Origin of the sequence: Escherichia sp. TW14182 (assembly GCF_000208525.1) — a bacterium.
Classification (GTDB): domain Bacteria; phylum Pseudomonadota; class Gammaproteobacteria; order Enterobacterales; family Enterobacteriaceae; genus Escherichia; species Escherichia ruysiae.
The window spans coordinates 1-1,761 of sequence record NZ_AEJZ01000292.1 but is presented as its reverse complement, the minus strand read 5'-3'; the positions used below and the strand labels follow the sequence as shown (position 1 = coordinate 1,761).

The 1,761-nt window shown below is 50.1% G+C and carries 1 protein-coding gene and 1 pseudogene; both read right to left on the bottom strand.

The window, feature by feature from the left end; translation table 11 throughout:
- Window positions 1–232 precede the first annotated feature (232 nt).
- Window positions 233–1,639, bottom strand: coding sequence for a helicase RepA family protein (locus EQY_RS0120140; RefSeq protein WP_000761811.1), 1,407 nt, complete (start codon window positions 1,637–1,639; stop codon window positions 233–235).
- A pseudogene (locus EQY_RS0120135) lies at window positions 1,636–1,761 on the bottom strand (DUF4222 domain-containing protein); the annotation flags it as partial. The pseudogene EQY_RS0120135 and the gene EQY_RS0120140, both read right to left, overlap by 4 nt.

The following is a 1,761-nucleotide window of genomic DNA, read 5'->3' as shown; positions in this document are numbered from 1 at the left end:
TGCTGTCTTATCTCTGGTTTTTCTGGTCATGCGCCCACCTGTGCCCACTTTTTCTACCCACTTTTCATGGTTTCCCACTTCGTCCCACCTGGGATTTTGTGGTTTTATATCGTACTGTTTCATAAGAGTTTTTTTAGTGCCCACTTTTTGGGATGTATACACGTGGGAAAGTGGGCGATTTTGTTAAATTCCAGTTAAATTACCCACTATTCCCACTTTTAACGCCCACTTTTTACAGTGGGTGAACATCATCCCCATCGACGCAAATCACGCCGTCTTTTTCCAGTTTGGCTAACCATCGTTTAAGGTGTTTTGTGTCATATCCCAGCTTTTTCATGTCATCACGTAGCAGCGGGATCGTGCATTTATCACCATGCTGTATACGTGACCGGATACAACCCCATAAAGCCGTGTGATTTTCCGTCTTGTTCCCGGCCTCCTCTATGCGCTCCAGTTCAGCAGGGGCGCGGGGAACGTCAATCACCACCATGGACACAATCTCTTCGCCATCGGTATCGGTAAACACCTCCACGCTTTTAAGGTCGTATGCGCTCTCTTTTGGCTCCTCTGCGTCTTTCATCTTCGTACACGCCGCCACCAGTGCTGTAACGTCTGAATTTTCCCGGCTGATTCGGTACTCTGCATCCAGTGCAGCGCGGAATGCGCTGGAACCTCGCGCCCCCTTTGTTTCATCCTTGCCGGAATGGTGAACCACCAGCACCGTGGCCCCTGTAGCCTGCTTTATCGCGTCACACCCCTGGATAAATGCGCCCATATCACGGGAATCATTTTCATCATTCCCACCAAAGCAACGGGCCAGCGTGTCGATCACAATCAGCCGCACATTTTCGCCCGTTCTGCTCTTAACAAGTCCGGCAGTCCTGATAACCTGCTCCACATAGTCAGGCGATGCAGGGAAAACAGGCGCGTTAACGATGCACAAATCCGTAACCACCTTGTCATGGGTTATCTCCCACGCCTTAACGCGGCGTTTTACGCCCATACTGCCTTCGCCAGCGATATAGATAACAGCGCCCTTACTTACCCTGCGGCCTCCCCATGCCATACCTGTGGCAACATGGCACGACCAGGAAATAGCCAGGAACGATTTATAAGAACCGCTGGCCCCGTAGGTGCTGCATAATGACTCAGCCGGAATAAGCCCCTTAATTACGTAGCTTTGCTGCGCGTCGAATCCCTCAGAACCCCATGAGATGGGAAGTGTGATTTTTCGCTTTCCACCATTCATGACCAGACTTTCCCCGCGTTCCCAGGTTTCTTTAAGCCGCGGTAGTTGCTCGCTCCAGTCCTCCAGCAGTTCGAAATTCTCTGAAAGTAACCGTGCTTCCTGGACACCTGCGATCGCCAGTTTGGTGGCAATGGTCAGCATCTGCATATCGTCCAGGTTTCCGGCGCGTATGACCTTTGCTCTGTATCGTCCTTCATCAACAATCTGTAAATTGTCCAGTTCGCTTAACTGATAACGGCCCAGGTAAACCGGAGGGATGGGATCGCCTGCTTTTTTGGCCTGTGCAATCATGTAATGTTCTGCAAAGGAGTGAGCATTATCACCCGCAAAAATAACCGCCTCAGTGTGTTTATCTTTCGGTAACAGTTTTACGTTCGGTGCCAGTTTCATTTTTTACCTCTGGATGCGCTGAGCATGCTTTTTATTTTCTTAATATTTTCCCGTGCTTTTTCCCTGCTGGTGGGCTTACCGCGTGTTGCGTTCTGTACCAGAGAAAAATCACGCCGGAACTG